Genomic DNA, 26671 nt, shown 5'->3' on the forward strand with positions numbered 1-26671 from the left:
GCGGTGTGGCGGAGACGGACGGGAATCGAACCCGCCTGGCCCGGGTCCCGGACCACTCCGGTTTTGAAGACCGGGAGGGGCACCAGCCGCCTGAACGCCTCCACCGGACATTCGATCACACCGCGGGCGGGACCGCCCGGTCAGCTGGAAGTTCCATGCCGGTTCGCCGCGCCTCGACCCGTTCGCGCTGCGGCACCACTGTGTAGCGGGGGTCGCGGGCCGAGGCGACGCCGCCGTAGAAGATGCCGAACCGGGTCAGCACCGACGCGGCCAGCAGCGCGGTCCCCGAGAGCGCCCCGACCACCCGGCTGCGCCGGCCCAGCAGCGCACCCGCCACCCCGCCGGCGGTCAGCAACCGCCCGGCGCGCAGCAGCCGACCTGGCCGATCCAACCGGTAGGGCTCGCTGAGCAGGCCGAGGCGGGTCTCCACCCGATGCGCGCCGTACAGCTCCAGGGCCGCGCCGGCCACCGCCATCCGGCGGGCCGGTCCGGCCTGGGCCGGCGGCGCGGCGAGCAGACCCACGCCGGCGCCGCTGGCCAGCGCGCTGCCCGCGAAGATCACCGGCAGCTCGGGGTACGCCTCATGCCAGGACGGCACCGCCGTGTCGGCCAGCAACACCCCGGTGTACGTGGCCAGCGCCGGCGCGGTGCCGGCGGCGAGCAGCCCCGCGGCGTGCCCGATCGGCGGCAACGCCCGGCCGGCCAGCCCGAGCAGACCGTGCCGGGGCAGCACACCGGCCGCCTCGGCGATCGCGGCGACGCCCGCCGCCGGCCCGTACGCGGTGAGGATCCAGGTACCCATCGACATCGGCGAGGTCGGTTTGGCCACCCGCAGCATGTGGTGGAACCGGGCCGGCCGGCCCAGGTCCTTCACCAGGAAGACGGCGCTGGCACTGACGGCGGCCAACGCGCTGACCCGACCGGCACGCCGCAACGCGGGCCGCCCGGTGAGCTGCCCGCCCGCGGCAAGCAGCGACGAGCCGGCGGCCAGCCCGCCGGTGAACAGGTACGCCGCGACGTCCCACTTCCAGACCGGCCCCTTGAGAACGGGCCGACCGTAGTAGGACGTGAACTCGGCCTCCGGCACCCGCAGTTCCTCACCGCCGCCGCGCCGCCTGCCCCGCCGGCCCTGCCGGACCCCGGCTTCGGTGCTCCGCCGCGCCGTCAGGTCGCCCCGGCGGCTGCTGGCGGCCTCGTTACCGCCGGCCGTGCCCCTGTCGGTCGGGTGGTCGCCACCGCTCGTGGCCTGCGCACCGCTCGCGGTGCTGGGTCGCTCGTCGCTCACCCGGGGCTGGTCGCCGCTCTCGGCGGCGAGCCGCTCCCGGAAGCGACGGAACCGGTCGCCCACGGGGCCCGGTGGGGTCATGAGGAACCTCCGACGAACGCGGCGACGGTCGCCGCCGCCATGGCGAGAGCCGCGAGGCCGGCACGCTTCCACATCTTCGGCAGGTCACGGGTGGTCACGACCGGGTCGGGCGGCAACCCGTACACCTCGGGTTCGTCCAGGAGCAGGAAGAACGCCCCGTCACCACCCACGCCGTCGTTCGGGTCGTGCCCGTACAGGCGGGCCTCGGGGACCCCCCTGTCGTGCAGTGTCGCCACCCGGGCGGCAGCCCGTTCACGCAGCTCCCCCAGGGGCCCGTACTGGATCGACTCGGTCGGACACGCCTGCGCGCACGCCGGCGTCATCCCCGCGCCCAACCGGTCGTAGCACAGCGTGCACTTCCACGCCCGGCCGTCGTCCTTACGCTGATCGATCACCCCGTACGGACACGCCGAGATGCAGTACCCACACCCGTTGCAGATGTCCTCCTGCACCACCACGGTGCCGAACTCCGTGCGGAACAGAGAACCTGTCGGGCAGACGTCCAGGCAGGCCGCGTGGGTGCAGTGCTTGCAGACGTCCGACATCATCAGCCACCGGAAATCCGTGCGCTCCTCGACGCCCGTGCCCCGGCCCGGTGGCTGGGCCCCCGGCATCCCCAGGAACTGCGGTCCCGCGTCGACCGGCCGGACCGGGCCGACGTCGACCGGCGCGCCGAGAACGTCGGCCGGTGCGGCGCCATGCCCGGCCGGGCGGGGCTGCTCGATGAACGCGACGTGTCGCCACGAGTTCGCTGTCAACGCGCCGGTGTTGTCGTACGACATGCCGAGCAGATCCAGGCCGCTCTCCGGAACGCCGTTCCACTCCTTGCAGGCCACCTCGCACGCCTTGCAACCGATGCAGACGCTGGTGTCGGTGAAGAACCCCATCCGCGGCGGCGCGTTCTCATAGCCGGCGTCGGGTGCCGGGTCCAGCGGACCGTACAGACTGTTCGGGTCAGGAAGCACCGTGCTCCTTCCCCTCATTGTCGATGGTCACGGCCGGCGCGTGCTGGCCCGGGACGATCCCGGCACGCCGCTGGTAGTCGGCCACCAGCTCGAGCAACGCCGGGCCGATGGGACGACGGCCCGGCCGCACGTCGCAGGTGCCGACCTTGCTCTCCTGGATCAGCACGTTCGGGTCCAGGCTGATACCGAACAGGTCGTTGGCCGAGTCGCCGGTGACCAGGCCCTCGAAACCGAAGTGATACGGCAACCACACCTGGTGGATGATCCGACCGTCCACCCGCAACGGGGTGAGCCGGTCAGTCACCAGCACCTTCGCCTCGATCACCGCACGGCCGCTGACCAGGTGCGCCCACCCCAGATGCGTCAGCCCGACCTCACCGGCCAGGGCCGGGGACACCTCGACGAACATCTCCGGTTGCAGCTCGGCCAGCGGTGACACCGTCCGGCTCATCGCACCGGCGGTGTGGTGCTCGGTGAGCCGGCTGACAGTAAACACATACGGGAACACCTGACCGTGCTCCTGCGGCGGGCTCGGGTTCACCGAGTTCACCGGGTGCGCGTACATCTTGCGGGTCGGGTTGGCCTGCTGACCGTAGAGCGGATTACGCACCGGCGACTCCACCGGCTCGTAGTGCGTCGGCAGCGGCCCGTCCAGGACACCGCTGGGCGCGTACAGCCAGCCCTTGCCGTCGCCCTGCATGACGAACGGGTCGTCGCCCGCGATGCCCTCCGGCCCGGACGCGCCGGCTGGCGGCCGGTACGACGGTGGTTTGGTCTTCTCGAAGTCCGGCACGTCGTAACCGGTCCACTCGGCCTTCTCCGCGTCCCACCACACGTAACGCTTGCGCTCACTCCACGGGTTGCCGTCCGGGTCGGCGGACGCGCGGTTGTAGAGGATGCGCCGGTTCGCCGGCCACGCCCAACCCCACTCGGCGGCCACCCAGTCCTGCTCGTGCCGGGACTTGCGCCGGGCCGCCTGGTTCACCCCGTCCGCATACACCCCGCTGTAGATCCAACAACCGATCGCTGTGGAGCCGTCCGCGCGGGCCTCGGCGAAACCGGACAGCGGGCGGCCGGTCGCCACGTCGTACCCGTTGATCTCGCGCAGCACCGCCTCGGCGCTCGGCTCCGCGTGCGGACCATGCGTAAGGTAGTCCCAGGTGAGGTCGAGCAGCGCCCGGTCGCGCGGCAGCGGCGAGTCGGCCAGCTTCTCCCGCAGTTTGCGACCCAGGTGATAGAAGAACCACAGCTCGGAGCGGGCGTCGCCCGGCGGCTCGACCGCCTTCTCGCGCCACTGCAACAGGCGCTGCGTCTGGGTGAACGTGCCCTCCTTCTCCACATGCGACGCTGCGGGCAGGAAGAACACCTCCGTACGGCACTCCTCCGGCACGATTTCCCCGTTGGCGACCTCGGGTCCGTTCTGCCAGAACGTCGCGCTCTCGATCATGAACAGGTCCCGGACCACCAACCAGTCGAGGTTGGCCATCCCGAGCCGCTGCGCCCGGCCGTGCGCCGAACCGACCGCCGGGTTCTGCCCGAGCAGGAAGTACCCCTTGATCTTCCCATCGATCATGTTGAGCACCTGCTGGTACGTGCCGTGATCACCGGTCAGCCGGGGCAGGTAGCCATAGCAGAAGTCGTTCTCCGGCGTCGCCGCGTCACCCCAGTACGCCTTGAGCAGGCTGGCGGCGAACGACCGCGCGTTACCCCAGAACCCCTTCTGCCCCGGGTGACGGATGCTGTCCACCCACTCGTCGAAGCTCGGGTGCTCGGCGTGGTGCGGCATCGGCAGATAACCGGGCAGCAGGTTGAACAACGTCGGGATGTCGGTCGAGCCCTGGATGCTGGCGTGCCCGCGCAGCGCCATCACTCCGCCACCCGGGCGACCCATGTTGCCCAGCAACAGCTGGATGATCGCACCGGTGCGGATGTACTGCACACCCACACTGTGCTGCGTCCACCCGACCGAGTAGATCAGCATGCCGGTGCGGTCCCGACCGGAGTTCGCCGTCCACGCCCGCGCCAACTCCAGGAACTGCGCCTGCGAAATGCCGCAGACCCGCTCCACCATCTCCGGGGTGTAGCGGGCGAAGTGTCGCTTGAGGATTTGGTAGACGCAGCGCGGGTGCTGCAACGTCTCGTCGCGCCGGGTCTGCCCGCCCACCTGCGCGCCGTGCGACTCGTGCGCCAAGCCCGCGGCGCTGTCCCGCTCCTGAGCGGTGTGCCCACTACCCGACGAATCCTCGTGCCCCTCGTACTGCCAACTGTCCTGCACGTAGGTGTTGGTCTCCGGGTCGAAGCCGGAGAAGAAGCCGTCGCCGTCCTCGGTGTCGGTGAACTCCTCGCTGACGATCGTCGCCGCGTTGGTGTACGAGAGCACGTACTCCCGGAAGTCCAACTCGTTGTCCAGGATGTAGCGCACCACCCCACCGAGCAACGCGATGTCCGTGCCCGCCCGGATCGGCAGGTACTCATCCGCGACCGCACTCGTCCGCGTGAACCGCGGGTCGACGTGGAAGACCTTCGCCCCCCGACGCTTGGCCTCCATCACCCACTGGAAACCCACCGGGTGCGCCTCAGCCATGTTCGAACCCTGGATGACGATCACGTCAGCGTTGGCGATGTCCTGCTGGAAATCCGTCGCACCGCCACGACCGAAGCTGGCCCCCAGACCGGGGACGGTGGCGGAGTGTCAAATACGGGCCTGGTTCTCGATCTGGAGCGCCCCCATCGCGGTGAACAACTTCTTGATGAGGTAGTTCTCCTCGTTGTCCAACGTCGCCCCACCCAGGCTGGAGATACCCAGCGTCCGGTTGAGCGGCCGGCCCTGCGTGTCGACGTCCTCCCAGGTCTGCTCGCGGGCGGCGAGGATCCGGTCGGCGATCATGTCGAGCGCGGTGTCGAGCTCCAGATCCTCCCACTGCGTCGCGTACGGCCGGCGATAGCGGACCGTGGTCTGCCGCAGCGGACTGGTCACCAGGCTCTTGCTCGCCGAACCCTTCGGGCAGAGCCGACCCCGCGAGATCGGGCTGTCCGGATCACCCTCGATCTGACTGACCTGCCCGTCCTTCACGAACACCCGCTGACCACAACCCACAGCGCAGTACGGGCAGACCGAACGGGCGACGCTGTCGGCGGTCTCGGTGCGGGCGGTGAGCGCACGAGACCCGTCGGACTTCGCCGCGGCGCCCCGGCCCAGCGGGTCCGTGCCGGTGAGCTGGCGGTAGACCGGCCAACCCTCGATAAAGGTCCGTAGACCCAACCCCGACACCCCCTCCCACGCGAGCGACCCTCTGAACATAGGTCAACTGAGACAGGTTCGCGAACCGGGGATGCAGACAGCGCCGCCCCCGGCCGGTAGGACGGGGGCGGCGCTGGTGTCGGTGTGCAGGTCGCCTCTCGGCGAGTGGCACGACGCGGCTCCAGCCGAACGGTATTCCGCGAAGGCGATATTAGGTGAGGCCCGGGGACACTGAGTCACACCGACACCCCCCACAACCAGCCCGCACCTCACGTTGTTCCCCAGCCCGCCCTGACCCGCCCTGCCCACCGTTTCGATCGCCCCGCCGCACCGCCGCACCGCCGCCCCGCCGCACCGCCGCCCCGCCGCACCGCCGCCCCGCCGCACCGCCGCCCCGCCGGGCCGGGTGCCGTCAGGCTCATCGCTGCACCGCCGGTCGCCTTACGACCACGACACGACACCCGCCATCGCGCCGCGATTCGGCCATGCCCCGCGAGATCTTGGACAGTTTCCGTTCGTGCGGAACGGAAAGTGTCCAAGATCTGCAGGCAGCCACCGACCGGAACGCGGCATCCGCTTGCGGCGGGCACCCGGCGGCGCGGCATCCGCTTCCGGCACCCGGCGTCGCCGCATCCGCGACCAGCAGCCAGCGGCCAGCGGCTATGTGCCGGCCGCACGGACACGGAAACGCCGCTGGCCGGCACCCCGGTGTTGCGGGTGCCGGCCAGCGGTCGGTGTCGTGCGGGTGGTGTGGGTCAGCTGTTCCAGTGCTGGGCGACGAGGTCGGTGGCCTGCTGCTCCCACTGGGCGTAGGCGTCCGGGTAGGCCGACACCTGCACGGTCTGCGCGGCGTCGGTCAGGGGCATGTCCTGCCACCCGTCGACCTGCTTGAGGCCCTTGAGGAACGCGGTGGTGGAGTACTCAGGGTTGGTGATTTGCTCCGGCGTGCCCCAACCCGAGCTCGGGCGCTGTTGGAACAGGCCCAGCGAGTCGTGGTCGTTCATGTCGCCCAGGTGGCCGAGGTTCTCCAGCTTGGACTCCTGCAGGCTCGTCGCGATCGAGATGACCGCGGCCCGCTCGGGCAGGCCGGCCTTCTTCGTGGCGGCGATGATCGCCTTCACGTTCGCGGTCTGCTCGTCGTTGAGGCTGATGTGGGACTGGTCGCCCTGCGGCTTCGGCGCCGACTGCTGCACGGCCACGGCGACGGGCTTGGCGTCCACGGCCGGGGTAGCGGCGTGGGCGGCGATCGGACCGGCGAACACACCACCGGCGAACGCGAGACCAGCAACAGACAGCATGCTCTTACGGAAGATCGTGTTCATGGGGGTAGCTCCTTCGGGGGTAGAACACCCGCACACACCGATCGGGGGAACGGCAGTCACGGGTGTGAGCACCTCGTCCGGCGCTGCACTAACAGGGGGAAAGTCTGGGGGGTGACGCCTGTCGGGCGTCGGGTCGGCGGCCTGGCGAGCGGGGGCTCGTGGCGCCGGGTCCATGTGTAACGACCGGGGGGCCGGGGTCATTCCGGGGGTGGCCCATCCGTTGGCACCCTCGTCGGGGCGGTGCCCGTCGGTCGTTCGTGGGGACTGTAACGACCGGGTGCTGGCTGGCATTCCCACCTGCGCGACCAGCCCCCAGCGCTCGGGCGGCGGGTCGGTGGTACTGCGATCGTCAGGGTATGTAACGACCCCGACCCCGCCAGGATTCCAGCCTGAGGGTGCGCCCGGTCACCGGCCCAATCGACACCCCAGCGGACAAACCGCCCACACGGCCCCGCCAGCACGGCCCCACCCACCCCAGACGGGGCCGATCCACTCGGGTTCACGGAAGTCGGGGCATCCCGGAGCCCCGGACACCCCGACATCAAGGAACCCGAGTCAATCGGGACCGACCGAACGCACCAGCCCAGACAAACCGGACAGACGTCGCCGCCGGTCGGGGACATGCCGGCGCGCCTGGAGCAGCGCTCTGGGATCGACCTGAGCGACACCGGCTCTGGTGGGCGTTACCCTGACACCATGCAGGCCGTCTCCCCCACTACGACCGGCGTGGCCTTTCTGGCCCGCCCGGGTCGCCCCGCTGTGGTGGCGCGGACGCTCGCCGAGCTGGCCGGCCCCACCCGAGGTGTGGTGGAGCTGCCGGTACGGCTGATGTGGAACGCCGAGCGCACCTTCGACCTCGGCGACCCCGACCAGCTGCTCTGGATGTACGAGAACGTGCTGCGCGAAACCACCCGGGCCGAGGATCTGCGGGCTCTGATCAACGGGCGGACGCTGCGTCGGGTATGGCGACTGCTCAACCTGCCTCGGGGCGTACGCCAGGCGTGGGAGAGCCGCCACCGCGGCCTGCGCTCGGCGTGACCGAACCACATCTACACGGTTTCTACCGGGAGGTGGCCCGGGTGGCGCTGGCCGCCGCCGGGCCGTACCGGTTCGTTCTGGGTGGTGGGGTGGCGTGGGCGGCGCACGGGTTGGTCGCCCGACCGACGGAGGACGTCGACCTCTTCGCGGACGTGGAGGGCGCTGCGGCGGCGGCGTCGGCCGGGGTGCGGGTGGCCCTGGAGCGGGCCGGGTTCATCGTCAGCGACGCCGACCCGGACAGTGAGCTGGCCGAGTTGTTCGACGGGTACGAGCAGGACATGAAGGATTTCGTGGTGAGCCGCGACGGACGGCAGATCCGGCTCAGCCTCGCCCGATTGGACCGCCAGCAGAGCCCTGTGGTGATGGACCTCGGCCCGGTGATGGACGTCCGTGACCTGGTGGCGAACAAGATCGCCGCGTTGGTCAACCGGCGGGAGGTCCGCGACTTCATCGACGTGGCGGCGGCCCTCGACCACTACGACGTGACCGAGTTGTTGGTGCTGGCACGGCAGGTCGACCCCGCGCTGGACCCGGACGACGTGCGCGCCGCCGGCCGCTACCTGGACCGGCTCTCCGACCAGCGTTTCGGCAGGTACGGCCTGGGGGCCGCCGACGTCGTGAAGATCCGACAACGCTTCGCCGCCTGGCCCCGCTGACCGGGTGGGCGCCACCAGCGGACGCCCACCCGGTCAGCGGGTCACTTGGTCGGTCGACCGCCAGTGACCCCCAGGATCTCGCCCGTCACGTAGCTGGACTCCTGCGAGGCGAAGAAGACGTACGCGGGCGCCAGCTCAGCCGGTTGCCCGGGACGACCCTCCGGGGTGTCGGTGCCGAACTGCTTCACCTTCTCCTCCGGCATGGTGGACGGGATCAGCGGCGTCCACACCGGGCCCGGTGCGACAGCGTTGACCCGGATCCCCTGCTCGGCCAGGTCGGCGGCGAGGGCCTTGGTGAAGTTGGCGATCCCCGCCTTGGTGGTGGCGTAGTCCAGCAGTTGCGGCGACGGGTCGAACGCCTGGATCGACGACGTGTTGATGATCGCCGACCCCTCGGCCAGGTGCGGAATGGCTGCCCTGCAGAGCCAGAACATCGCGTACAGGTTGGTCTTGAACACCCGGTCGAACTGCTCGGTGCTGATGCCGAGGATCCCCTTGTCCTGCGACATCTGGTACGCCGCGTTGTTGACCAGGACGTCGAGGCCGCCCAGGTCGCGCACCGCCCGATCGACAAGCTCCTGGCAGTGCGCCTCGTCGGTGATGTCGCCGCGTACCGCGACGCCCCGCCGGCCGGCGGCCTCGACCAGCCGGATGGTCTCCCGGGCGTCGGCGTCCTCCTCCTCACCGAGGTAGGAGATGAGCACGTCCGCACCCTCCCGGGCGAAGGCGATCGCTACCGCCCGGCCGATCCCCGAGTCACCGCCGGTGATCAGCGCCCGCTTGCCGTCGAGCTTGCCGCTGCCCCGATACGACTCCTCCCCGTGGTCCGGCTTCGGGGTCATCTCCCCGGTCGAGCCGGGCGCTGACTGCTGCTGTGCGGGCTGACCGGACTGCTGGCCGTACTGGCTGGTCGGGTCCTGCTGGGTGTGCTGGTCCTCGCTCACCGATATCTCCTCGCTGCGCGCGGGAAGCCGGGCTCTCCCGCGAATGTTGTCACCGGCCGCCCTACCCTGCGTCCGCCTGCGGAAACCGCTGCAACGATCGGGGCTGCCGTGGCAGGAGTGCCAGGTGCTGGTTATGGTGCGCAAGGCGCTCACGAGGCGCGTCCACCCCCATGGAAAGGCACGTCATGACCTCTCCCTCCGGCCCGTCGCGCCGCCAGGTGCTCGTCGCCGCGGCGGCCGCGGCGACCACCCCGCTGATCGCCGCCGCGCCCGCGCAGGCGGCCGGCCCGGCCCGGCCGCGCACCTGGGACCTCACCCTCCTGGGTACGTCGGACACGCACGGCAACGTCTACAACTGGGACTACTACCGCGACGCCGAGTACGACGACAGCAAGCAGAACGACATCGGCGTCGCCAAGCTGGCGACCCTGATCAACCAGATCCGTCGGGAGCGGCGCGGCAAGGCGACGCTGGTGCTCGACGCCGGCGACACGATCCAGGGCACGCCCCTCGCGACGTACTACGCCAAGCAGGAGCCGATCACCGCCACCGGTGAGAAGCACCCGATGGCACGGGCCATGAACGTCATCGACTACGACGCGGTGACCCTGGGCAACCACGAGTTCAACTACGGCCTGCCGTTGTTGGACCTGTGGATCCGTCAGCTCGGCTTCCCGGCGCTCGCCGCGAACGCCGTCAACGCGAGGACCGGCAAGCCGGCCTTCCTGCCGTACGTCATCAAGAAGGTCTCCCTCGGTTTCGCCGCGCCGACCCTGCGGGTCGGCATCCTCGGGTTGACCAACCCCGGTGTGGCCATCTGGGACAAGGGCAACGTCGAGGGCAAGCTGCGCTTCGACGACATGATCGCGACCGCCGCGAAGTGGGTGCCGATCATGCGGGCCCGCGGCGCGGACCTCGTGCTGATCTCGGCGCACGGCGGGGACAGCGGCACCTCCAGCTACGGCCCCGAGCTGCCGAACGAGAACCCGGTGGCGCTGATCGCCCAGCAGGTCCCCGGGATCGACGCGATCCTCTTCGGTCACGCGCACAACGAGGTGGTCGAGCGGTTCGTCACCAACGAGCGCACCGGCACGCAGGTGCTGCTCTCTGAGCCGTCGAAGTGGGGCCAGCGGCTCACCCGGATGGACTTCACCCTCACCCGTGAACGTGGCCGGTGGACGATCACCAAGAAGGCCGCCACCATGCTGAACACCAACACTGTGGTCGAGGACCCGAAGGTGCTCGCCGCCGTGCGGGCCCAACACCAGAAGACCGTGGCGTACGTCAACCAGGTCGTCGCCACGTCCACAGTGGAGTTGTCGGCGGCGGAGTCGCGGTACAAGGACACGCCGATCCTGGACTTCATCAACCACGTCCAGACCGAGGTGGTCGGCGCGGCGCTGGCCGGCACCGCGTACGCGGACCTGCCGGTGCTGTCGATCGCGGCGCCGTTCAGCCGGACCGCGGTCTTCCCCGCCGGCGAGGTGAAGATCCGCGACGTGGCCGGCCTGTATGTGTACGACAACACCCTCGAGGCGGTAGTGCTCAGCGGGGCCGAGGTGCGCGCGTACCTGGAGTACTCGGCGAAGTTCTTCCGCACCCTCGCGCCGGGCGCCCCGGTCGACCCGGAGCAGATCACTGACCCGGCCGTGCCGGACTACAACTACGACGTCTTCTCCGGCCTGGACTACGACATCGACATCTCCAAGCCGGTCGGGCAGCGGATCACCCGTCTGGTGCTGGCCGACACCGACACTCCGGTGGCCGACAACGCCCAGTTCGTGGTGGCGGTGAACAACTACCGGCGCAGCGGCGGTGGCAACTTCCCCGGCATCGTGAAGACCCAGGTCTACAACGCGCAGCAGGAGATCCGTCAGCTGCTCATCGACTGGGCGCAGGCCAAGGGGACCATCGACCCGGCCGACTTCTTCCAGCCCAACTGGCAGTTGGTGCGCGAGGGCGTGCCGGTCTTCTGACCGAACCGCATCACGAACGGGCCGTGGGTGGCGACACCCGCGGCCCGTCGCGCGTTCTCAGCCCTGCACGTTCCAGCGGATCGGGTCCTCGGACTCCTCCGGCCGGTCGCGCCCGGGATCGGTCTCGGTCAGGGCAATCCGCTCGTCGGGACGGACGGCGGGCGGCAACTCTCCGAACCGCGCGTGGCGCAGAAACGCGTACTCGTCGTCGGTGAACGGCTGCTCGGTCATCAGCGCCTCCTCCTGCTCCGCTTCCGATTGTCCGGCGGCCGGGCCGGTCAGCACCAGTAGCTGCGCACACACGCTGTAAGGCGTCCTAGGATCCTGGGTGAGCGGTGGTGGCCTGGCGCGACGTGCTGGAGAACCGGTCGAGCACCGCGAGGGCGGCCCGGATCGGGCGACGGCGCAGCATCTCGTCGAAGCTCGCCCGCCCCTGGCAGAACTGCACGAACATCCGCCAGCCCGGCGGGGTCGCCAACAGGGCGTGGAACACGTCCGGGCGGCGGGTGAACACGTCGAGCAGCCGGAACCCCGCCCGCATCTCCGGCAGCAGACGCTCGGCCACCGCCCGCTCGTACCCGGCCAGGTCACCGCCCGCTACCGCAGCCCCGGCCAGCTCGCCGGAGCGCAACGCGAAGCTGATGCCCTCCCGGCTCCACGGCTCCAGCAGCCCCGCCGCATCCCCCACGACCAGCACCCGGCCGTTGCGCAACGGCGAATCCTCCGCCCGGCAACGGGTCAGGTGACCGGAGTCGTGCTCCGCCGGCAACCCGGTCAGACCCAACCGGTCGACAAACCGCCGCAGATAGTCGCGGGTCCCCTCCCCCGCACCCCGCGCAGCGATCACGCCGACGGTCAGCCGGTCACCCTTGGGAAACACCCACGCGTACGAGCCCGGCATGTCGCCCCAGTCCAGCAGCAGCCGACCCCGCCACCGCTCCTGCTCGGCGGGCGGCACCGGAATCTCCAGCTCCAGACCCAGATCCACCTGCCGGTACCGAACCCCGACGTGCCGGCCGGTCACCCCCGACGAGCCGTCCGCCCCGATCACGGCACGAGCCGCGATCGTCGTACCGTCGGCCAGCCGCAGGCGTACCCCCTCGGGGTCCTGCTCGATCGCGCGGACCGCGACCCGCTCCCGCAGCTGCGCGCCGGCGGCGACCGCCGCCGCGCGCAGCCGGTCGTCGAACTCCTCGCGGCGCACCATCGTCACCACCGGACTGCCATTGCGGCGGGTGAACTCCCGACGGCCGTCGCGGGTGAACGTCACCCGGTCCACCCGGTCGTGCGCGGGCACCTCGATCCGATCCTGAACGGCCGCCAGCGAGGTGCCGATCAGGCCACCGCCGCAGGTCTTGTACCGCGGGTGCACGGCTCGCTCGACGACAAGGGTGGAGATGCCCGCACGGGCAGCGGCGTGTGCCGCGGACAGCCCCGCGGGGCCAGCGCCGACGACGACGAGATCCCAAACGATCACGGAAGCAGCCTAGGGCACCGCCCCGGCCCGACCGCCGGACCCGCCCGCCGTCGCGACCGCCCGATCGGGTGTGCATCTTCGGGCACCGAGGGGGTAACCGGCGCACGGCAACCGCCACCGCAGTGGCGGACGAGCACAAGGAGGAACCATGCAGCAGGTGCAACTGTCGGAGGCCGAGCAACGGGTGTACCAGGCGGTCACCACCCTCGAGGCACGCGGGCAGGTGCCCTACCCGGACCTGATCGCCGAGGAATCCGGGCTCACCCAGGAGCAGGTGGGCAGCCCCCTGCACCTGCTCACCGAGAAGGGCCTGCTGCACCGCGAGGACTCACCGATGGCCGGCCTCGACTTCGGTCCCCGGTTCTGCGCCCGCCAGATGGCGTGACCCGCGGAACCAACCGGCACGGTTCGCCCCCCGAAGACCCGGGTAGCGGTCAACCATGCACGACCGAGGGTCGACGGGGGGCACGATGAGCGCGGCACAGACGCCGCAGCCGGTTTCCGCGGCCGAGAACCGACGACGCTGGCAGGCGGTCGGCGTCGGACTCGTCGCCGCCTTCATGACGCTGCTCGACGTGAGCATCGTCAACGTGGCGGTGCCGTCCATCGACCGGGCGCTGCACGCGTCGTCGAGCGACCTGCAGTGGATCCTGTCCGGCTACGCGCTCACCTTCGGCCTGGCACTGGTGCCCGCCGGCCGCTTCGGCGACGCCCGCGGTCGACGCAACGCGTTCGTCTTCGGCATCGCGCTGTTCACCATCACCAGCGCGCTCGCCGGCCTCGCCACCTCCCCGACCTGGCTGGTCATCGCCCGTCTGCTGCAAGGCGCCGCCGCCGGCATCGTCAACCCCCAGGTCATCGGGCTGATCCAGCAACTGTTCCGCGGGCCCGAACGCGCCCGCCCGTTCGGGCTGCTCGGCGCCACCATCGGCATCTCCACCGCCGTCGGGCCGCTGCTCGGCGGGCTGCTCATCGCCATCGGCGGCGAGGAACACGGCTGGCGATGGGTCTTCTTCGTCAACGTGCCGGTCGGTGTCCTCGCGGTGATCCTCGGCTGGCGGCTGCTGCCCGGCCGCGCCACCGGCCAACGCGGCTGGCATCGACTCGACCCCATCGGCGTCCTGCTGCTCGGCATCGGTGTGGTCCTGGTCCTGCTGCCACTGGTGCAGGAGCAGCAGTGGAAGACCCCGTGGAAGTGGGCGCTCATCCCGGCCGGCCTGGCGGTGCTGGTCGCCTTCGGGCTCTGGGAACGCCGATACGGACGCCACCACCAACCCCTGTTCGACCTTCGACTGTTCAGCTTCCAGTCGTACACGCTGGGCTCGATCCTGGCGCTCGTCTACTTCGGCGGCTTCACCGCGATCTTCTTCATCTTCACCCTGTTCCTTCAAATGGGGCTCAACTACAGCGCCCTCGTCGCCGGCCTGGCCATCACCCCCTTCGCCCTGGGCTCCGCAGCCGCCGCCGTACTCGGTGGCCGCATCGTCAACCGCTTCGGCCGACCACTGGTCGCCATCGGACTGCTCACAGTGGTCGTCGGACTGGCCGCCACAGTGATCGCACTGCACCTCTTCCCCGACGCCCCGGCGCCCTGGGTCACCACCGGCCCGCTGCTCGTCGCCGGCATCGGCAGCGGGCTGGTGATCGCCCCCAACCAGACGATCACCCTCTCCGAGGTGCCGGTCGATCAGGCGGGCAGCGGCGCGGGCATGCTCCAGACCGGCCAGCGGATCGGCGCCGCCGCCGGCATCGCCGCCGTCGGCTCGCTGTTCTTCTCCACGCTGGCCGACAGCCGCGGCGACTGGACCACCGCCTTCGAACAGTCCCTCATGCTCGCCACCGGCATCATCGCGCTCGCGCTGATCGCCGCGCTGATCGACATCTGGCACACCCACAACCACAGGAGCTGACCGGGGTACGCCGCTGGCCGGCACCCCGGTGTTGGGGGTGCCGGCCAGCGGTCGGTGTCGTGCTGCGGTGCTGCGGTGCTGCGGTGCTGCGGTGCTGCGGTGCTGCGGTGCTGCGTGCTTATCGTGTGGGTCAGCTGTTCCAGTGCTGGGCGACGAGGTCGGTGGCCTGCTGCTCCCACTGGGCGTAGGCGTCCGGGTAGGCCGACACCTGCACGGTCTGCGCCGCGTCGGTCAGCGGCATGTCCTGCCAACCATCAACCTGCTTCAGACCCTTCAGGAACGCGGTCGTCGAGTAGGCGGGGTCGGTGATCTGCTCCGGCGTACCCCAACCACTGGACGGGCGCTGCTGGAACAGGCCCAGCGAGTCGTGGTCGTTCATGTCGCCCAGGTGGCCGAGGTTCTCCAGCTTGGACTCCTGCAGGCTCGTCGCGATCGAGATGACCGCGGCCCGCTCGGGCAGGCCGGCCTTCTTCGTGGCGGCGATGATCGCCTTGGCGTTCGCGGTCTGCTCGTCGTTGAGGCTGATGTGGGACTGGTCGCCCTGCGGCTTCGGCGCCGACTGCTGCGCGGCCACGGCGACGGGCTTGGCGTCCACGGCCGGGGTGGCGGCGTGGGCGGCGATCGGACCGGCGAACACACCACCGGCGAACGCGAGACCAGCAACAGACAGCATGCTCTTACGGAAGATCGTGTTCATGGGGGGAGCTCCTTCGGGGGTAGGACACCCAACCGCCAAGGGGGGCGGCGGCAGGGTGTGAGCACCTCGTCCGGCGCTGCACATACAGGGGAAAGTCTGAGGGGTTGACGCCTGTCGGGCGTCGGGTCGGCGGCCTGGCGAGCGGAGGGCTCGTGGCGCCGGGTCCATCTGTAACGACCGGGGGGCCGGGGTCATTCCGGGGTTGGCCCATCCGTTGGCACCCTCGTCGGGGCGGTGCCCGTCGGTCGTTCGTGGGTACTGTAACGACCGGGTGCTGGCTGGCATTCCCACCTGCGCGACCAGCCCTCAGCGCTCGGGCGGCGGGTCGGTGGTACTGCGATCGTCAGGGTATGTAACGACCCCGACCCCGCCAGGATTCCAGCCTCAGGGTGCGCCCGGTCACGAGCCCAATCGACACCTCAGCGGACAAACCGCCCACACGGCCCCGCCAGCACGGCCCCAGACGGGGCTGATCCACTCGGGTTAACGAAAGTCGGGGCATCCCGGAGCCCCGGACACCCCGACATCAAGGAACCCGAGTCAATCGGGACACGGAGGCTGAACAGGCTGGCGCCCGTCGGAATGTTCCGACGGGCGCCAGCTTCAGTGCAATCCGGGCGCAGCCCGGTGGTGTGGATTAGTGCGCCGCACCACCGAAGCGCTGGCGGCGACGCCAGGCCAGGGTCAGCAGCAGCATCACCGCTCCGGCGCCGACCAGGCCGCCGCCGAGCTTCATGGGCGTGCCGAGGCTGTCACCCGTGACCGGCAGCGGCTGCTTCTTGTGCAGCACGCGCAGCTCGGTGCTGGCGGTACGGCCGGACTCCCGGCCCGTGGCGGTGAAGGTCAGCAGACCCGTCACCGACGGCTTGTAGTTCTTGGTGAAGCGGCCCTGACCGTCGGTGTACGCCGTGAAGCTCAGGGGCGCGCTCGCCTGGTAGGCCACCGGAGCCATGGCCACGGTGCTGCCATCGCTGCGGCGAGCCGGAGCCGCACCGCCGGCCGGAGCGGCCTGCGGAGTGACAGTCACGTTGATGTCGACGGTCTCGTTCGGGCCGAAGTTGGTACCGGTCAGCACCACCGTCTCGCCGAGGTAGATCGTCGGCCGGTTGACGGTCAGCGACGCGGCGGTCGGCGGGTACGGCGGCGGTTGCGGCGGGTCGGTGGTCGCGCTGGGCGTCGGCTGCGGCTGTGCCGCCCCCGCTGCCGTCGGCACGGCCACCACGGCCAGGCCGACCGTGAGCGCCATGATGATGCGGGATAGCCGCATGATTGGTTCCCTCCTACTGATCACAGCTTGGTGCGGAATGAACTTGGGTGGTCCAGGGGCTGGCGGTGGGGGTCAGCCACAGCTCGGCCTGTCCGACGCCGGTCTTGGCCGTCAGCACGGTGACCTCCAGCGCCCGCTCGACGCCGGGGCCGACGTCGACGCTGGCCGTCGCCACTTGACGGCGGCGTTCAGTGCCGCTGCCAAGTGCCGTCTCGGCCCCATCCAGCCGGGCCTCCAGCACCGCTCCACCAGCCGGACTGAAGACCGACACCAACGTGCGGGCGGTGTACGGATCGCCAGCCAGGCCGAGGCCGAGCACGGATTCGCTAAGTCCGGACTTCGGCGCCGTTGAGCGCAGGGTCACCCGCAGCCGGAGCTCACGGCGGCCGTCCGACCGGCATTCGCCGACCGTGAGGTTCGCCGTCGGCCGCAGGTAGTAGCCGAGCTTCGCGCCGCTGCCGTCGTTGAGGAACACGCCGACGGTCGGCACGGTGTCCTGTTCCGGAAGCGTCCCGGCCATCCGGCTCTCGCCGAATGTCCGCTGTTCCTCAGGTCGGGCACTCCAGAACAATATCCGTCGTTCGGTGATAGCACGGTCAAATGCGGACAACAACACCCGCGGGTTGACATTCTTCTTGAAGAAGGCGTCGAAGACCGAGGCAGCCGACGCCGCGAAGAAACGGTCCTGCTCTTTGACGCCGAGCCGCTGGTAGCTGTCGTTCAGCAGGGTCTGCACGACCTTCTCGCTGGCGAGCGGCACCCCGCCGGGCACCAGGACCGGACCGGTCGCCTTGAGCAGGTACGACAGCACCACCGGGTCGACGGCGAGCACGCCGTCGACAGTGGTGCCGGTCTTGCGGCGGAACATCTCGCGGTAGAGCGCGGCGGCGGTCGGGAAGTGCGGGGACAGGTTGACGTCGGCGGGGTAGATGCCGGGCAGGTCGGTCCAGAGCGCCCGGGTCTCGGCGGGCACCTTCAACGCCGGTGTGAACTGGCCGAGCGAGGCGCTGCTGCCCTGCTCGCCCATCTTCACCGCGCCGTCCTTCGCCTCCATCATCGCGTAGGCGCCGAACATGCCGCCGGTGGCGCGCAACTCGGCGAGGTTCTGCGAGACCAGCAGGTACCGCCGCGGGCCGTTCGCGCCGAGCAGCGGCGGCAGCAGGCGGGCAGCCTGGTCGGCGGCCGTGGTGAGGCTGGCCAGTCGGTCGATTTCGCCACGCAGGTCGGTCAGCGCCTGTCGGACCTGGCTGACCAGGCGGTCGGCGGGCACCGCCGCAAGATTCTGGCGCGTCCGTCGCACCGACACGTCCGCCCGGGACAGCTCGCCGGAGACGGCGGTGAGCCGGGCAAGGTCCAGTCGACCACCGGCCGGCACCAGGCTGGTCAGATCCGTCCGGAGCAGAGTCGGGAATGCCTGCCGGGCCAGCTCGTCGATGGCGACAGCGATCTGCTGGACGGCGTCGAGGTCGTCGCCGGCCATCGGCGTGTGCCGGCCGAGTTGCCAGCCCGGGTCCGCCGTCGCGGCTCGGGCCGCGCGCGACTGCTCCTGAAGGGCGGCGAGAGTCCGCAGTGCACGGTCAGTGTCGCCACCGACCACCTGGGCGCTCAACTCCCGGGCCAGGCCAGCGGCGTTGAGCAGGTGAGCGCGCGCCTGCCACCCACGGAAGCCGACCCACCCACCGGCAGCCAGCAGGAGCGAGCCGACCACCAAGGCGCTGAGCAGGGCCCGTCGCAGTCGGGCTCGCCGACGACGCCGGGACCGGCTTCTCCGCCGGATCGGTCGTTCGCTCTCCGTCACTCCGCACTCCCGTTCGCTGAACCGGACAGAAGGTCAATTTCCCTGACGTTTTTAGCACACGCCAGGAAACTTCGTACTGTTCTTGCATTTACGACTTTTTAGGCGAGATTCCCTCGCGATTGTGGGAGGACTTCGCAATTCGCCCGGCTGCCTCGTGCAGCAGCCGCTCGATCTGGTCAACGCCGAAGGGCAATGACATCTCCCGCAGGTACGCGGCCCGACCCCGGCGACCCATCTCCGTGCGGCTCGGTGGAGGAATGGTGGCGGCCAACCAGAACCGGTCGGCCAACGCCGCCCAGTCCTCCGGCGGGCAGGACAGCCCAGCCCGAGCCCGTTCGACCAGCTCGGCCGTGTCCCCGCCGGCCGACGCGATCACCGGCGCGGCACAGGAGAGTGCGGCCTGGAGCTTGCCGGGCACGGTGCCGCGCAGCTCCGGAAGATCGCGCAACATGACCAGTTGGTAGTCGGCAGCGGCGTACAGCTCGGGCATGTCGATCGGCGAGCGTCGCTCCAGGAAGCGGACGTTCTCCGCGCCCAGCTCGGCGGCAAGCCCCCGCACCTGCCGCTCGGCCGCGCCCGAACCGACCAGGACCAGGTCCATCGTCCGGTCCAGTGCCGCGGCCGCCCGGACCGCGGTCTCCAGCCCCTGCCGCGCCCCGATGGTCCCGGCGTGCATCACCACGCACCGGCCGTCCCGGCGAACCAACTGACGGGCCGCCGCGCCCGGCGTCGCCGGGTAGAAGATCCGCTCGTCGGTCCAGTTCAGCACCAACCGAACCCGGGCCGGGTCCGCGCCGGCGGCCACCACCAGGTCCCGCATCGACGGCGCGGCGACCGCGATCCGCGCCGCGGTCCGGTAGATCCGGGTCATCGCGCTGCCCATCCGCGCCGCCCAACGCCCCTCGCCCGCCTCCTCTGCGCCGTCCCGGGTCCAGACGTCCTGTACGTGCAGCACCGCCGGCACCTGCCCGAGCAACCGGAGCACGCCGGCGGCGGCGAAGGTCGTCGCCGGCAGTTGGAAGACGTAGAGCGCGTCCACGCCACCGAGGAACCGGCGCGCGGCCAGCGTCGCACTGCCGGCGAAGGAGAGATAGCTGGCCATCCGGCCGCCGACGGAGGCGGCGCCCCCCGGGTACCGGGGTACCCGTCGGACGCTCAGCCGTTCGCTGTGCGTCTCGTGGTGCCAGCGCTGCCGCCAGCCGGGATAGACGTGACCGCCGGGATAGTCCGGGAAACCGGTGAGCACCCGAACCTCGTGCCCACGTGCGGCCAACTCCTCGGCGAGGCTCCCGGGGATGAACGCCGGCTCGGGCGGAAAGTGGTACGACAGGATGCCGATCTTCACCGGTACGCTCCCGTCCGGCAGAGATCGCCGAAGGCCGGCGCGGCACCACGACCGGCCGGCGTGCGGCCCGCGTACGATGCCGACAACCCCTCCCCGCGCGGCCACCGGCGTCGACGCACCACTCTCACGGTGCGAGCGCCCGTGTCCGCACCGATGAGAGGGGCACCGATGGCTGATCGCGTGTTGTTCGTCTGCCACGCCAACCTGTGCCGGTCGCCGATGGCCGAGTACCTGGCCCGCCGGCTGCTGGCCGACCGACCCGTCGAGGTGGCCAGCGCCGGCACCGACGCGGTCGACGGGCTGGCCATGCATCCGTACGCCATGGAGGTCGCGACCGAGAGCGGCACGGACCCGGCGGAGTTCCGGACCCGGGTGTTGCGAGCCGAGTACCTGGCCGACGCGACGCTCGTGCTGACCGCGACCCGACGCCAACGCTCGGTCTGCACCTCGTTGGCGCCGGGAGCGCTGCACCGGACGTTCACACTGCGCCAGTTCGGCCGGCTGGCCGCGGCGGCCGAGCCGCCCGCCGACTCGGCCGACGACTCGTTGCGGGCGGCGATCGCAGCCGCTGCCCAAGCCCGGGGACGGCTGCAACCCGCCGGCCCGGACGCGGACGACCTCCGCGACCCGATCGGCGGGACCGCTGCCGACTTCCGACGCTGCGCCGAGGAGATCGAACGGTCGCTGCGACCCCTCGCCGCTCTCATCGGGGCAGCCGGGTGAGTTCCTGGGTGTGGTCGGCGACTCCGTTGACGCCGTCGGTGGTCGCGCTGTGCCGGCCGGACGCGGCCCGGTCGGCCGGCACCGACGCCGTGGACGTCGAGGCGACCACCCGGTAGGCCTCGTACTGGTACGCCTCGGCCTTCGCCACCTTGGCCATGTTCAGCACGCAGCCGAGCAGCCGGACCGAGACCGAGTGCAGTGCACGGGCCGCCGCGGCGACCTGGGTCCGCGAGGTACGGCCCTGCTGCGTCACCAGCAGCGCACCGTCGGCCTGCACGGCCACCACCACGCCGTCGGTCACCGCGAGCAGGGGTGCCGTGTCGATGATCACGATGTCCGCCGACTCACGCAGCGCCAGCAGCAGGTCCGACATGGCCTTGGAGCCGAGCAGCTCGCTCGGGTTCGGCGGGGCCGAGCCGCTGGGCAGCACCAGCAGCGACTTGTCGCCCCAGCGCTGCACGACGTCACCCACCTTCACGTCGCCGACCAGCACGTCGGTGAGGCCGACACCAGCGTCCAGGCCCAGGTAGTCGTCGACTTTCGGGCGGCGTAGGTCCGCGTCAACGAGCAGCACCCGCCACCCTGCCTCGGCCAACGCGATGGCCAGGTTGCAGGAGAGCGTGGTCTTGCCCTCCCCCTGCAGGGCGCTGGTCACGGCGATGACCCGGGCCGGCTCGTGGACGTCCACGAAGCGCAGGTTCGTCCGCAGCTTGCGAACCGCCTCGGCGCGCGCCGAGGTCGCGGCGTCGCCCACGATCAGCGGTGCGGTGCGGGCGCTGGCCTCGAACGGAATCTCACCGAGCAGTGGGCTTCCGGTGGCGCGTTGCAGGCCGGCGGCGTCGCGTAGCCGCACGTCGGCGATGCCGCGCAGGATCGCCAGGCCGACGCCGAGAAGCAGGCCGACCAGGCCACCGAGGGTGAGGTTGCGAACCGGCAGAGGCGAGACGGGGCTGGCGGTCACCCGTGGGCCACTGACCACTTCAATCTTGATGGGCGTCTTGCCCTCGGGCGCTGCCTCGACCTTCTGCACGAGTTCGACGAACTTCGCGGCGAGGATCTCCGCGACGCGCAGCGCGCGGGTCTGGTCGGTGTCGTTGATCGACGCCCGCAGCAGAACAGTGCCCGTCTCGGTGGAGGTGCTCACCATGCGCTGCACCTCGTCCGCGGTGAGGCCCAACTGGGAATCGGTCACCACGCTCTGCGCCAGCCGGTCGCTGCTGAGCAGGTCGGCGTACGACTTGACACGCTGCTGAAGGAAGAGTCCGCCCTGGTAGGCGTCGCTGATGCCCGAGTTGGGGGCGGTGACGAAGAAGGTCACCGAGGCGACGTAGCGGGGTTGGGCCCGTACGGTCACGAACGCCGAGACGCCGAGCGCCACCATGACCGTCATCAGCGGGATCCACCAGTGCCGACGCACGTGGCGCAATTGGCGGAGCAGGTCCATCAGGAGCGCCTCCGTGCCGGTCCGGTTACGCCAAAGAACTTCACGAAAACCCCCAAGGTCGTCTCTAAACTCGTGAAACCATTAAAGCGGTTCATGCGGCTTATGTCCGGAGTTACGCCTTTTCCGACGGCGAGATGTGCGCCCGCATGACCAACCCGACAAACGCCCATTCGGCAGCGGCGACAACGGGGAAAAAAAGTCGAAGGCCGATCGGACGGCGTCCGATCGGCCCAGCGGTCGCCGGCGACCGCGCCGCCGGATAGGGTCGACAGGGTGTGCCGGGAAGTCTGGTCGGCGAGTGGATTCCCGCCGTCCCGACTCCTGTAGGTGAGCCCGAAGTTGACCTCCCCCACCCCACCAACCGGCCCGCGTCCGCCAAAGATCCGACTGTTCTCCCGATCGTCCTGGCCGCAGGCCCGGCACCTGGCCGACGTGCTGCGTACCGAAACCGTCGGTGGCGCGCTGCTGCTGGCCGGCGCTCTGATCGCGCTGATCTGGGCCAACTCCCCGTGGTCCGACTCGTACACCCGGCTCGGCGACGTGGTGCCCTGGCCCGGCGCGCCCTGGCACCTCGACCTGAACCTGGCCGCCTGGGCGGCCGACGGCCTGCTGGCAATCTTCTTCTTCGTGGTGGGCCTGGAGCTCAAACGGGAGTTCGTCGCCGGTGACCTCCGCGACCCCCGCCGGGCCGCGCTGCCGATGGCGGCCGCGCTCGGCGGGATGCTGCTGCCGGCGCTGATCTACGTGGCGGTGGTACTGGGCGGGGGCGGGGAGGGCCTGCGCGGGTGGGCCATCCCGACCGCCACCGACATCGCATTCGCGCTCGCCGTGCTCGCGGTGGTCAGCTCACATCTGCCCCAGGGCCTACGCGCATTCCTGCTCACCCTCGCGGTGGTCGACGACCTGTTCGCGATCACCATCATCGCGATCTTCTACACCGCCGACTTCCAACCCGTACCGCTGCTGGCCGCGTTGGCGCCGATCGCGCTCTTCGCGCTGCTGGTCCAGCGGGGGCGCACCTGGTGGTGGGCGCTCATCCCCCTCGCGATCGCCGCCTGGACACTGATGCACGCCTCGGGCGTGCACGCCACGGTCGCCGGTGTCCTACTCGGCTTCACGGTCCCGGTGCTCGCCCGCCGACCGGTCGGCGGCGACCAGCCAGCCACCGCCAACACGCAGGCGGGCGAGGGCGGGCTCGCCGCCCGCCTGGAGCACCGCTGGCGGCCGGTGTCAGCCGGCTTCGCGGTGCCGATCTTCGCGCTCTTCGCCGCCGGGGTCACCCTACGCGGCACCGACCTGGGCGCCCTGCTGAGCGACCCGATGGTGATCGCCATCGTCGCCGCCCTGGTCTTCGGCAAGAGCATCGGCATCTTCGGCTCGACGTACCTGCTAGCCCGGTTCACCCGCGCCGAACTGGACGAGGACATCACCTGGGCCGACCTGCTCGGGATCGCCCTGCTGGCCGGCGTCGGCTTCACCGTCTCACTGCTCATCGGCGACCTGGCGTTCGGCGCGGGCAGCACCGCCGACGACCGGGTCAAGGCAGCCGTGCTGCTCGGCTCGGTGATCTCCGCCGGGCTGGCCGCCACAGTGCTCAGCCGCCGCAACGCGGCGTACCGGAGGGTGGCGGAGCGGGAACGGCTCGACGCCGACGGGGACGGCGTACCCGACGTCTACCAACACCCCGACGCCCGCTGAACGCGCCGGCGCGACCCGGGCGAACGCGAAGCGCCGAGGGGCCGCGCGGCGCGCGCGGGTTCGCCGTCTTGCGGCGCCGCCGCACCGACCGCGCGGGCTCGCGCTCAGTGCCGACGGTCGGCGGGCGGCAGGTCCTCGGTCTCCTCGACCAGCGCCTCGGCCGCCGGCCCGGTGAGGTCGTCGCCCGGCACCGCCACCGCCTCGACGCGATCCTGCTCATCAGGCTTCCCGCCGGGCGGCGGCTCCGGGGCGGTGCCATCGCCGGCAAAGCCGTACTCGTTCGGTTCGTCATGCCGGCTCATGTGGTCATCCTCCCGCTTTTCCCGTTTCACCTGTCGAGGCCAACGGTAGGTGGTGATCGTCCTCGGCGCAGCGCGCCAGGGATTGTCGGCCGGACCATGGTGGTGGGCGGCTGAGCGCCGCCCCGAGCAGCTGACGCAGGGCGATGATCGCCACAGCGCCCGCCAGGCCGTTCCAACCCGGCTCGCCAGCGAGCCGGAGCAGGCCGGCCGCGGTGAGCAGGTCCAGCAGCACCCGGACACCGCTGCGCAGCGCCCCGGTGGTGAGCGTGGTGAACACCCCGGCGACCAGCGCCAGGGCGGTCACCGCCGTGACCAGGGCACCCATCACGGTCGGCGCTCCCCCTCGGCCACCTGACCCTGCTCCTGACGGATCTCGCGGCCCAGGAAGTAGTTCAACGCCGTTCGGATCGTCGCGATGGCCGCCAGTTGGCCGATCTGCGTGAACGACGGGGACACCGCAGTGCGCAGCACGTCGGCCGCCAGCTGGAACTCCAGGCCGAGAGTCAGAAAGCGGCCCAGCGAGAGCCGGATCGACGTGAAGCGGGCGGCGCTGCGGTGTCGCAGCCCATCGACCACGAACCGCACCGCCGCCCACACCGCGCCAACGAAGATCACCAGCGCGCCGGCCACCTCCACCACGGCAACCAGCACCTGGTCGCCCTGGCGCAACAACTCGGCCGGCTCCACCCCGGGCCGTTACCCGCCCTCCGGGCAGCTAGTCGGCGCTCAGGTCAGCTCGTTCACCGCTTCCAGGATCAGCCAGAGACCGGAGATGGCGAAGAGGATCGCGGCGCCGTACTTGATGGTCTTCTCCGGCAGCCGCCGACCGAGCATCCGGCCGACCAGGATGGCCAGCGCGTCCGCGGCCACCATGCCGATGGTGGAGCCGAGCCAGGTGCCGAACCAGCCGTACTTGGTGGCGAGCGTGATCGTGGCGAGCATCGTCTTGTCGCCCAGCTCGGCGAGGAAGAACGCCACCGACACCGCCACGATCGCGGTCTTGCTGGTCTTCTCCGCCTTGCGCTTCTCCTCCTCGGTGAGCTTGTCCCCGCGTAGCGTCCACGCACCGAACCCGAGGAACGCCACGCCGGCAACCAGGGAGATCCACTCAGTCGGCAGCACAGCCCCGAGACCCACGCCGATGGCGACCGACGCCAGGTGCACCACAGCTGTGGCGACCGTGATGCCGATCAGCACCGGGATCGGTTTGAACCGCGTGGCGAAGGTCAGCGCCATCAGCTGGGACTTGTCCCCCAGCTCGGCGACGAAGATGACGCCGAAGCTGACGACCAGCGCGGCGAAAAATCCCTCCATGACGTCCTTCCCGTTCACGCCGGGAGGAGGTACAGGGGCGCCCTCGACCCGGCTGCAACAGCCTGAGTCGAAGGTCTCGCCCGCCCCGAGAAAACCGGGGCCGCGTGGCCGGATGCGGAACGCACCAGTATGTCGACCACGACATTGGGGGCTACTCCCCTTCGCGTGATCAGCCTATCGGATCACCGCCCGGCCCGGTCGAGCCGGGTGAACAGGCTCACCGCGCCCGCGCCAGCGTGACGCCGAAGAGCGTGTCCGGATCGGTCCAGAACTCCGCGGTGGCGAAGCCGGCAGTGGCCAACTCCGCGGCGATCCCCTCCCGGCGGAACTTCGCCGAGACCTCGGTACGCAGTTCCTCCCCCGCCGCGAAATCGACAGTCAGACCCAGCACCCGCACGCTCATCGGCCGGGTCGCCCGCAACCGCATCTCGATCCACTCGTGGTCGGGATCCCACACGGCGACGTGCGCGAACGCCGCCGGGTCGAAATCGGCGCCCAACTCCCGATTGATCACGTGCAGCACGTTGCGGTTGAACTCGGCGGTGACCCCGGCGGCGTCGTCGTAGGCCGGCACGATCACCGACGGGTCCTTCACCAGGTCCGTACCGAGCAACAACCAGTCGCCGACCTCCAGCGCGGCGCGCATCGCCGTCAGGAACTCGGCCCGCTCAGCGGGCAACAGGTTGCCGATGGTGCCCCCGAGGAACACCACCAACCGCCGGCCGCCGGTGGGCAGCCGGTCCAGTTGCCGGGTGAAGTCCCCCACGATGCCCCGCACCCGCAGACGGGGATAGTCGGCCGCGATCTGGGCGGTGGAACCGCGCAGCGCACTGACCGACACGTCGAGCGGCACGAACGTGCCCAGCCCACCCCGGCGGGTGAAGGCGTCCAACAGCAGCCGGGTCTTCTCCGACGAACCGGAGCCCAACTCGATCAGCGTCTTGGCCCCGGTCAGCGCCGCGATGTCGGGAGCGCGTGCGGCCAGCACGGCCCGCTCGGCCCGGGTCGGGTAGTACTCGGGCAGTCGGGTGATCTCCTCGAAGAGTTCGCTGCCCCGAGCGTCGTAGAACCACTTCGGCGGCAGCCACTTCCGCCCGGCGCTCAGCCCCGCCCGGACGTCGTCGCGCAGGCCACGCTCCAGGTCACCCTCTTCGAGGTAGATCTCCAGGGGTTCCGCGGTCATCGGTT

At 70.7% G+C, this 26671-nt stretch carries 24 protein-coding genes and 1 tRNA gene; 7 read left to right on the top strand and 18 right to left on the bottom strand.

The window, feature by feature from the left end; all coding sequences use genetic code 11:
- Window positions 1-6: 6 nt before the first annotated feature.
- The 5 genes from ACLJOK_RS10755 to ACLJOK_RS10775 form a co-directional block, all read right to left on the bottom strand.
- Window positions 7-102 (bottom strand) — tRNA-Sec (locus tag ACLJOK_RS10755).
- A gap of 13 nt (window positions 103-115) precedes the next feature.
- Window positions 116-1366: an NrfD/PsrC family molybdoenzyme membrane anchor subunit gene (gene nrfD / locus ACLJOK_RS10760; protein ID WP_410818007.1), complete on the bottom strand. Its 1251-nt coding sequence runs from the start codon at window positions 1364-1366 to the stop codon at window positions 116-118.
- Window positions 1363-2331, bottom strand: a complete 969-nt coding sequence (locus ACLJOK_RS10765) for a 4Fe-4S dicluster domain-containing protein (protein WP_410818008.1) — start codon at window positions 2329-2331, stop codon at window positions 1363-1365. Before ACLJOK_RS10765 ends, nrfD begins: the two co-directional genes overlap by 4 nt.
- Complete coding sequence (gene fdh / locus ACLJOK_RS10770; RefSeq protein ID WP_410818010.1) at window positions 2321-5593, bottom strand: formate dehydrogenase; 3273 nt, start codon at window positions 5591-5593, stop codon at window positions 2321-2323. The genes ACLJOK_RS10765 and fdh overlap by 11 nt, the downstream gene beginning before the upstream one ends.
- A gap of 734 nt (window positions 5594-6327) precedes the next feature.
- Complete coding sequence (locus tag ACLJOK_RS10775) at window positions 6328-6894, bottom strand: hypothetical protein (protein WP_410818012.1); 567 nt, start codon at window positions 6892-6894, stop codon at window positions 6328-6330.
- A gap of 696 nt (window positions 6895-7590) precedes the next feature.
- On the opposite strand from ACLJOK_RS10775, the gene ACLJOK_RS10780 reads away from it, so the two are divergent.
- Together ACLJOK_RS10780 and ACLJOK_RS10785 are read left to right on the top strand one after the other, a co-directional pair.
- Entirely contained in the window at window positions 7591-7932 is a 342-nt protein-coding gene (locus tag ACLJOK_RS10780; protein ID WP_410818013.1) for a hypothetical protein, read from the top strand.
- Window positions 7929-8588: a nucleotidyl transferase AbiEii/AbiGii toxin family protein gene (locus tag ACLJOK_RS10785; RefSeq protein ID WP_410818015.1), complete on the top strand. Its 660-nt coding sequence runs from the start codon at window positions 7929-7931 to the stop codon at window positions 8586-8588. The genes ACLJOK_RS10780 and ACLJOK_RS10785 overlap by 4 nt, the downstream gene beginning before the upstream one ends.
- Before the next feature lie 41 nt (window positions 8589-8629).
- On the opposite strand, the gene ACLJOK_RS10790 is transcribed toward ACLJOK_RS10785, so the two are convergent.
- Window positions 8630-9532 carry an SDR family oxidoreductase gene (locus ACLJOK_RS10790; RefSeq protein ID WP_410818016.1) on the bottom strand — a complete coding sequence of 301 codons (903 nt, stop codon included), beginning with the start codon at window positions 9530-9532 and terminating at the stop codon, window positions 8630-8632.
- Window positions 9533-9717: 185 nt separating this feature from the next.
- On the opposite strand from ACLJOK_RS10790, the gene ACLJOK_RS10795 reads away from it, so the two are divergent.
- Window positions 9718-11508 (top strand): bifunctional metallophosphatase/5'-nucleotidase, encoded by a 1791-nt coding sequence (locus ACLJOK_RS10795; RefSeq protein WP_410818017.1) that lies wholly within the window; start codon window positions 9718-9720, stop codon window positions 11506-11508.
- Window positions 11509-11565: 57 nt separating this feature from the next.
- Here ACLJOK_RS10795 and ACLJOK_RS10800 read toward each other — a convergent pair whose 3' ends face one another.
- A complete protein-coding gene (locus ACLJOK_RS10800) occupies window positions 11566-11811 on the bottom strand; it encodes a hypothetical protein (RefSeq protein ID WP_410818019.1) in 246 nt (81 codons plus the stop codon).
- Between the two features lie 13 nt (window positions 11812-11824).
- Window positions 11825-12985: a geranylgeranyl reductase family protein gene (locus ACLJOK_RS10805; RefSeq protein WP_410818021.1), complete on the bottom strand. Its 1161-nt coding sequence runs from the start codon at window positions 12983-12985 to the stop codon at window positions 11825-11827.
- Window positions 12986-13133: 148 nt separating this feature from the next.
- On the opposite strand from ACLJOK_RS10805, the gene ACLJOK_RS10810 reads away from it, so the two are divergent.
- On the top strand, window positions 13134-13370 hold the full coding sequence (locus ACLJOK_RS10810) for a hypothetical protein (RefSeq protein ID WP_112587077.1): 237 nt from the start codon (window positions 13134-13136) through the stop codon (window positions 13368-13370).
- 85 nt (window positions 13371-13455) lie between these two features.
- Window positions 13456-14895 carry an MFS transporter gene (locus ACLJOK_RS10815; RefSeq protein WP_410818023.1) on the top strand — a complete coding sequence of 480 codons (1440 nt, stop codon included), beginning with the start codon at window positions 13456-13458 and terminating at the stop codon, window positions 14893-14895.
- 130 nt (window positions 14896-15025) lie between these two features.
- Here the strand turns inward: ACLJOK_RS10815 and ACLJOK_RS10820 are convergent, their stop codons facing one another.
- The 4 genes from ACLJOK_RS10820 to ACLJOK_RS10835 all read right to left on the bottom strand — a co-directional run bounded on the left by ACLJOK_RS10820 (window position 15026) and on the right by ACLJOK_RS10835 (window position 20002).
- Window positions 15026-15592, bottom strand: a complete 567-nt coding sequence (locus ACLJOK_RS10820; protein ID WP_410818025.1) for a hypothetical protein — start codon at window positions 15590-15592, stop codon at window positions 15026-15028.
- A 637-nt stretch (window positions 15593-16229) separates the two neighbouring features.
- Window positions 16230-16859 (bottom strand): hypothetical protein, encoded by a 630-nt coding sequence (locus tag ACLJOK_RS10825; RefSeq protein ID WP_410818027.1) that lies wholly within the window; start codon window positions 16857-16859, stop codon window positions 16230-16232.
- Between the two features lie 13 nt (window positions 16860-16872).
- On the bottom strand, window positions 16873-18657 hold the full coding sequence (locus ACLJOK_RS10830) for a DUF4012 domain-containing protein (protein WP_410818028.1): 1785 nt from the start codon (window positions 18655-18657) through the stop codon (window positions 16873-16875).
- 88 nt (window positions 18658-18745) lie between these two features.
- Window positions 18746-20002 (bottom strand): glycosyltransferase family 4 protein, encoded by a 1257-nt coding sequence (locus ACLJOK_RS10835; protein ID WP_410818029.1) that lies wholly within the window; start codon window positions 20000-20002, stop codon window positions 18746-18748.
- A gap of 168 nt (window positions 20003-20170) precedes the next feature.
- On the opposite strand from ACLJOK_RS10835, the gene ACLJOK_RS10840 reads away from it, so the two are divergent.
- Window positions 20171-20725, top strand: a complete 555-nt coding sequence (locus ACLJOK_RS10840; protein WP_410818031.1) for a low molecular weight phosphatase family protein — start codon at window positions 20171-20173, stop codon at window positions 20723-20725.
- Here the strand turns inward: ACLJOK_RS10840 and ACLJOK_RS10845 are convergent.
- A complete protein-coding gene (locus ACLJOK_RS10845; RefSeq protein WP_410818032.1) occupies window positions 20706-22169 on the bottom strand; it encodes a polysaccharide biosynthesis tyrosine autokinase in 1464 nt (487 codons plus the stop codon). The two genes, ACLJOK_RS10840 and ACLJOK_RS10845, sit on opposite strands and share 20 nt — an antisense overlap.
- Before the next feature lie 339 nt (window positions 22170-22508).
- On the opposite strand from ACLJOK_RS10845, the gene nhaA reads away from it, so the two are divergent.
- Window positions 22509-23867, top strand: coding sequence for a Na+/H+ antiporter NhaA (nhaA, locus tag ACLJOK_RS10850; RefSeq protein WP_410819309.1), 1359 nt, complete (start codon window positions 22509-22511; stop codon window positions 23865-23867).
- A 104-nt stretch (window positions 23868-23971) separates the two neighbouring features.
- Here the strand turns inward: nhaA and ACLJOK_RS10855 are convergent, their stop codons facing one another.
- The 5 genes from ACLJOK_RS10855 to egtD all read right to left on the bottom strand — a co-directional run bounded on the left by ACLJOK_RS10855 (window position 23972) and on the right by egtD (window position 26666).
- Window positions 23972-24169 (bottom strand): hypothetical protein, encoded by a 198-nt coding sequence (locus ACLJOK_RS10855; RefSeq protein WP_410818033.1) that lies wholly within the window; start codon window positions 24167-24169, stop codon window positions 23972-23974.
- Window positions 24170-24173: 4 nt separating this feature from the next.
- Window positions 24174-24494, bottom strand: coding sequence for a hypothetical protein (locus tag ACLJOK_RS10860; RefSeq protein WP_410818035.1), 321 nt, complete (start codon window positions 24492-24494; stop codon window positions 24174-24176).
- Window positions 24494-24856 carry a DUF1622 domain-containing protein gene (locus ACLJOK_RS10865; RefSeq protein WP_410818037.1) on the bottom strand — a complete coding sequence of 121 codons (363 nt, stop codon included), beginning with the start codon at window positions 24854-24856 and terminating at the stop codon, window positions 24494-24496. The genes ACLJOK_RS10860 and ACLJOK_RS10865 overlap by 1 nt, the downstream gene beginning before the upstream one ends.
- 39 nt (window positions 24857-24895) lie before the next feature.
- Entirely contained in the window at window positions 24896-25483 is a 588-nt protein-coding gene (locus ACLJOK_RS10870; protein WP_328654264.1) for a TMEM165/GDT1 family protein, read from the bottom strand.
- 217 nt (window positions 25484-25700) lie between these two features.
- Entirely contained in the window at window positions 25701-26666 is a 966-nt protein-coding gene (gene egtD, locus ACLJOK_RS10875; RefSeq protein ID WP_410818038.1) for an L-histidine N(alpha)-methyltransferase, read from the bottom strand.
- Window positions 26667-26671: the final 5 nt, after the last annotated feature.

This window comes from Micromonospora sp. 050-3 (genome assembly GCF_046549335.1).
Classification (GTDB): Bacteria; Actinomycetota; Actinomycetes; order Mycobacteriales; family Micromonosporaceae; genus Micromonospora; species Micromonospora trifolii.